This window comes from Streptomyces sp. NPDC018045 (assembly GCF_044327445.1).
Classification (GTDB): Bacteria; Actinomycetota; Actinomycetes; order Streptomycetales; family Streptomycetaceae; genus Streptomyces.
In genome coordinates, this window is record NZ_JBIRFL010000062.1 from 1 (window position 1) to 5,372 (window position 5,372).

Genomic DNA, 5,372 nt, shown 5'->3' on the forward strand with positions numbered 1-5,372 from the left:
GCCTCGCACATTCGCCGTGAATAGGTACCAACCAGTTGATACTGGGTGCCCGACGAAACGCCTAAATCTGCACGTAACCGACAAGAACATCCTCTAAGAGGATGTCTCATGTGGTGTTGGTGTGAGCTGCGATCATGACTGTTGTGGGTCTCGATCTGTCGCGGCGGTTGGTTTCTGATGGTTTGTGGGAGCTGGTTGCCCCGTTGCTTCCGCCGTTCAGCCGCCGTCCGCAAGGTGGCGGTACCGCTCCGTGTGATGAGCGGGCCGTGTTCACGGTGGTGGTGTACGTCCTGACCAGCGGTTGTGCCTGGCGGCATCTACCGGAGACGTTCGGGGTGTCCCCCCCCGCGACCGCGCATCGCCGGTTCACCGCCTGGACGCGGGCGGGACTGTGGCGCCGTCTGCACCGGGTGGTCCTGGACGAGTTCGGTGCCCGGGGCGAGCTGGACTGGGCCTCGGTGATCGTCGACGCCGCCTCGGTGCGGGTGAAAGGGGGGCTCGCTGACCGGGCCGAACCCGGTCGACCGTGGCAAGAAGGGCAGCAAGGTGCACGTCCTGTCCGACGCCTAGGGCCTCCCGCTGGCCGTCGCGGTGTCGGGCGCCAACGTCAACGACACCCTGGCCCTCAAACCGCTGGTCCGGGCCATACCCGCCGTCCGTTCCCGGCGCGGACCCCGCCGGCGAAAGCCCGGTCGGCTCCGCGCGCGGACAAGGCGTACTGCTCCGCCGAGCGTCTGGCCTGGCTTCGCGGGCGTCACATCGTCCCGCGAATCGCCCGGCCGGGCATCGAATCGCGCGAACGCCTCGGCCGGCACCGCTGGAAGATCGATAGGTCCACCGGACGTCGGGCCTCCAGATCGAGAAGGAGCGTCGCGTACCGGTGGCCGCGTCTGAGCGCGAACTCATCGACCCCCAGCACCCGCAGGCCGTGATGCGCCTGGGAGGGCAGGGCCATCACCAGGGATAGCAGCGTCACCCGGCTGAGCGCCGTGTGCAGCACCAGAGGCAGCCGCACGCCGACGTTGCCGCCCAGAGCGAGCCCAACCGCCCGCAGCATCTCCAGCAGTTGTGGCGTGCGACGTCCATAGCGGACGGTCAGCCCCTCGACCTGCTCGGCAAACGTCCGGCGGTCGCAGCCCGGCCGGTCGCAGAACAACCGCCGCACACAGAGTCCGATCTCCACTGGGCGGCCACCGACCGCGAGATCGGACAACCCCCGCCCGTACCGGCTGTGCACCCGGGCGGAGACCTTCCCGCAGTCCGGACAGGCCACCCCTATTCCGTCACGAGTACGGGCGGTGACACGTACCGTCCCACGCTCCACCCCCACCCGCTCTACCAGCACCCCATTCAGGTGCGGGAATGCGATCCCCAGCAGATCAGCGCACACGAACGACGGTGGCACCGAAGTGACGCGCTGTCACCCCGTCACGGAAATCTTTCAAGATCCCACAACTTCGTACGCGGTGGTGCACTCAGACGAGTACGCGGACACCACATCCAGGTCCGCTTCGACAAGGCCACCTGCCTTGCCTGCCCCGACCGTCCCCAGTGCATTACATCAGCCACCCGCCCCCGCGCACTCGCGCTCCTGCCCACCCGCGAACTCCACAAGGTCCAAACCCGCAACCGGCTGGACCAGCAGACCGAGGACTGGCAGCAGCGCTACGCGATCCGGGCCGGGATCGAAGCCACCATCTCCCAGAACGTCCGCACCTGCGGCCTGCACCGATCCGGCTACCGCGGCCTCGCCAGAACCCACGTCCAGCACGTCCTGACCGCACTGGCCTGCAACCTCACCCGCATCACCGACTGGATCGCCGGGCCCACGACCACCCGCCGCCGGTCAACACGCTTCCACGCCCTGTGCACCGCCACCGCGCGACCCCCGGAAGACACCAACAGAGTCACGGCATTGCCCCTAGGGTTTCACTGTTACCTCCCGCCCGTGGTTCGCACGGACTGATAGTGGTCAGGGGCGGATTCGAAGACGCCCTCGCCGTGTGCCACGCCGTGCAACCCCGTACGCACCGCGTTCACTTCTGCTCTCCGCAGGGTTCCGGTGATCATCACGATAGGATCGGCAGCCTGAAGGTCCTCAGGGACGGCGCCGTGGCGGCCTAGCAGAGCGAGCACAGAGGAAAGTTGAGCTGCTGGTGCTTCGAGAACGAACCGGTCGATGGGCTCGCAGACGGCCGTGCCGCCCCGCCTGAGTGCTTCGCGGACGACCAGCTCAGTCGTGCGCCGGACCTCTGCAGCGTGTGGGCTCGCCGGCGGGTAGCCACTGTCGGTGACCGTGATGCGTATGTCAACCACCTGCCACCCGTGCGGACCGACCGCCAAAGGTTCGCGGAGGTACTGCAAAAGCGCGGCCCGGAATTCGCCGACGTTGCCGTAGACGTGTAGAGGTAGCGTTGTCCGGTCCGCAGCGATGACGAGCTCGACACCGGCGCCGGGCGCGGTTGGTGCGACGGTCACTGCGAGGGCGTAGTTGTACAGGTGGCCGGGGTCGCCCAGGCGGAATGCGGCGCTGCCGGTTCCCGAAGGCCGTTCGACGCAGATCACGCTGGTGTCGCGGAAGTCGACATCGATGCCGTATTCGGCTGTCAGCGTGTCGGCCAGGACCTCCTGCTGCACCTCGCCGTACGTTTTAATCCGCGCGGCACCGCGCTCGGGCCGCAGGGCGATCAGCGGATCAATGTCGGCGAGTTCGGCCAAAGCCTGGTGTAACTCACCCTGCCTGGCGGGATCACGGGCAACCACCCTGGTCTCAAAGCCCGGAGCCGGCAGCGCGGCTGCCCCAGTGGTCGGGGCCGGGCGGAGACCGATCCAGTCTCCGATCCGAGCGCTGTCCAGCCCCCAGACGCGAGCGATCTGACCGGCCGTTGTACGAGGGCGTTGGACGGCACCGCCGGGTTCGAAGACCTCCACAGCCGTCACGGTCGCCGGCCGGTCACCCTCGAGCGAAATCCGGTCGCGGACGTTTAGCGTTCCGGCGTGCATCCGCACTGTGCAGACCCGCTGCCTTCCCGGTGATCGTTCGACTTTGAAGACCTGCGCCGCCGCCGGAGCCTGGCCGTCGCCGGGTGTCACAGGCAGCAACTCGGTGACGGAGCTGATCAGAGACCAAACGCCGACACCGGTCCTGGCTGAACCGAACAGCACCGGATGGACGGTGCCGGCACGCGCGAGGCGTCCAAGAGCAGAGCGCAGCCGCTGCGGTCCGACAGGGCGCTCCCGGACGAGCCACTCTTCAAGCAACTCCTCGTCATAGTCTGCGATCACCTCTGTCAGCCGCTCGGCCTCGGAGGGATCGTCCCACGCACACGGAATGACCTCAACTGCAGCCGTGCCGGGGTTGTGCACGTGACCAAGTGGTACGAGAGCTGTGCTTAGACGGCTCCGGATCCTCTCAAGGACTGTCTCGGGCGCGGCACCGGCTCTGTCGATCTTGTTGACAAAGAAGACCACAGGGATGCCCAGGTGGTGCAGCGCCCGGTACAGCACGATGGTCTGGGCCTGCACGCCTTCCACGGCCGAAAGCACCAGGACTGCGCCGTCGAGGACCGCCAGTGAGCGGTCGACCTCGGCGATGAAGTCTGGATGGCCCGGGGTGTCGACAAGGTTAACGGAGACACCATCGATCTCGAACGCCGCCACGGCAGACCGGATCGTGATGCCCCGTCGCCGCTCCAGGGACAGGGTGTCGGTTTGAGTCGTGCCGTCATCCACCCGGCCGACCTGTTCGATAGCACCGCCGACGTGCAGCAGCGCCTCGGTCAGACTGGTTTTGCCAGCGTCGACATGGGCCACCACCCCCAGGTTGAGTCGCCGGGCACCAGGCGCCGAGCCGGTAGTAGCGATGTCATGACGTGCTGGGGCTGCAGAGTACGGACGGTTCATGGCTCCTCGTGTGCAGGTCGGTGATGGTGGCGGGGCACACGAATTCGCGCATGATGGGTCCGTTTCTCTTGTTGGTCACGGAACGACTGCTCGGGCTTGATGTTCCAAGAGGCCACCCAGCGCTGTCAACGGATTTTCGGGCGAGCGAGCGCTACAGTTCATCCGTGATGGGTGCAATGCTGCCTGACGTCGGGGGCGGTCGCTCCCTCCGGGTGCTACTGAGGTTGTCTGCGCGTTGTCGTGAGTGCGAGTCTGGTTGCGGTGAGGCAGCTGTCGATGAGGTTGCTTCGGTACTGGAGTTGGCGGAGGCCGCGGCGGAGGGCTGCCAGTAGTTGGTCGTGGTCGCTGAAGGCGGTGTGGGCCTGGCAATTCCTGCGCAGGAGCGACCAGATCCCCTCGACCGGGTTGAGGTCGGGAGCGTAGGGCGGCAAGTAGTAGCAGGTGATCCAGTCGCGAGCGTCGATGAAGGTCCGCAGGCGAGCGTCCTTGTGGACGTTGAGGTTGTCCCAGATCACAACCATCGGTGCGCCGAGCTGGTGGTGTGCGGCGGTCAGCAGGTCCCGGTAGTCGGTCCAGGCGAGGCTTCTGCGGGCACTGCTGTCGTGGCGTCCATGGAGTCTGGGCCGGAAGATCAGCCGGGAGCGTTCGCCCGCCTTGTAGCAGGCCAGGGCTGCGACTGAGAAGCGGCGCTGGGTGCGTGCGCGGACGCGGATCACCGGGGTGTGCCCGCGCCGGGCCCAGGTGCGGCGGGTAGGCGGCGTCAGTGAGAATCCGGCCTCGTCCTCGAAGCAGATCCAGGCTCCGAGCGCCGCCGCAGCGCTTCCGCCTGCGGCCACGTATCCTTCACCCAGCCGGTCACCTTGTCCTCGTCGCGTTCCAGGGCCCGCCGGGCGGGCACCTGGCGGCTGAAGCCGTGGCGCCGCAGCATCTTTGCGATGCCGGACAGGGTGAAACTCTTGTGGAACCGGCGCCCTGTCAGCGTCTTGATCCGCGCGAGCGTCCAGGTCTGGTCCGGCCAGCCGTGTGCAGCCGGGCCCTTGGCCAGCTCCTGTTCCAGGACCGCAAACAGGGCTTCGCGCAACGCGGGGCGGGAGGCCGGCCCCGTCGAGCGCAGGCCATTTGGCCCCTGGTGCTCCCAAGCCCGCCGCCACCGCTGCACGGAGCGGACGCTGACCCGCAGTTGCTTCGCGATCACGTCGTTGCCCTGCCCGGCGACGAACATTGCGGCCGCATCCATGCGGATGTGTTCGCGAAACGCCCGCCGGTCGGCACTCAGGCCACCGCCTTGCGGATACCTCATGGTTCCGGCGTACCGCAACGACCGCCGATCGTCAGCACCGACGACAACGCGCAGACAACCTCAGTAAGCGTGTAAGAGGTCGTTTTCTCCCGTTGTTTCATCCCGTCATGCGTGTTTGATCCGGTGATGTCGGGTGGCGCCAGGAGATGGTGTTCTCGCCGGTGAGGCG

The 5,372-nt window shown here is 67.1% G+C and carries 5 protein-coding genes and 1 pseudogene; 2 read left to right on the forward strand and 4 right to left on the reverse strand.

Annotated features, from left to right (window positions below; all coding sequences use genetic code 11):
- Positions 1–134 precede the first annotated feature (134 nt).
- A complete protein-coding gene (locus ACH4EB_RS38415) occupies positions 135–932 on the forward strand; it encodes a transposase (RefSeq protein ID WP_398353174.1) in 798 nt (265 codons plus the stop codon).
- 224 nt (positions 933–1,156) lie between these two features.
- On the opposite strand, the pseudogene ACH4EB_RS38420 reads toward ACH4EB_RS38415, so the two are convergent.
- Positions 1,157–1,405 (reverse strand): annotated as a pseudogene (locus ACH4EB_RS38420) (transposase family protein); the annotation flags it as partial.
- On the opposite strand from ACH4EB_RS38420, the gene ACH4EB_RS38425 reads away from it, so the two are divergent.
- On the forward strand, positions 1,355–1,966 hold the full coding sequence (locus ACH4EB_RS38425) for a transposase (RefSeq protein WP_398353176.1): 612 nt from the start codon (positions 1,355–1,357) through the stop codon (positions 1,964–1,966). The pseudogene ACH4EB_RS38420 and the gene ACH4EB_RS38425 overlap by 51 nt on opposite strands.
- Here ACH4EB_RS38425 and ACH4EB_RS38430 read toward each other — a convergent pair.
- The 3 genes from ACH4EB_RS38430 to ACH4EB_RS38440 form a co-directional block, all read right to left on the reverse strand.
- The gene (locus tag ACH4EB_RS38430) at positions 1,936–3,903 is read right to left on the reverse strand and encodes a GTP-binding protein (RefSeq protein ID WP_398353178.1); all 1,968 of its coding nucleotides are present in this window, start codon (positions 3,901–3,903) and stop codon (positions 1,936–1,938) included. The genes ACH4EB_RS38425 and ACH4EB_RS38430 overlap by 31 nt on opposite strands.
- A 215-nt stretch (positions 3,904–4,118) precedes the next feature.
- Complete coding sequence (locus tag ACH4EB_RS38435; RefSeq protein ID WP_398353180.1) at positions 4,119–4,667, reverse strand: transposase; 549 nt, start codon at positions 4,665–4,667, stop codon at positions 4,119–4,121.
- Entirely contained in the window at positions 4,664–5,203 is a 540-nt protein-coding gene (locus tag ACH4EB_RS38440; RefSeq protein WP_398353179.1) for a winged helix-turn-helix domain-containing protein, read from the reverse strand. Before ACH4EB_RS38440 ends, ACH4EB_RS38435 begins: the two co-directional genes overlap by 4 nt.
- Between the last annotated feature and the right edge of the window lie 169 nt (positions 5,204–5,372).

Coding starts and splice junctions, on each gene's coding strand:
- ACH4EB_RS38430 (WP_398353178.1), bottom strand. CDS start 3,903: ATGAACCGTCCGTACTCTGCAGCCCCAGCACGTCATGACATCGCTACT.
- ACH4EB_RS38440 (WP_398353179.1), bottom strand. CDS start 5,203: ATGAGGTATCCGCAAGGCGGTGGCCTGAGTGCCGACCGGCGGGCGTTT.
- ACH4EB_RS38415 (WP_398353174.1), top strand. CDS start 135: ATGACTGTTGTGGGTCTCGATCTGTCGCGGCGGTTGGTTTCTGATGGT.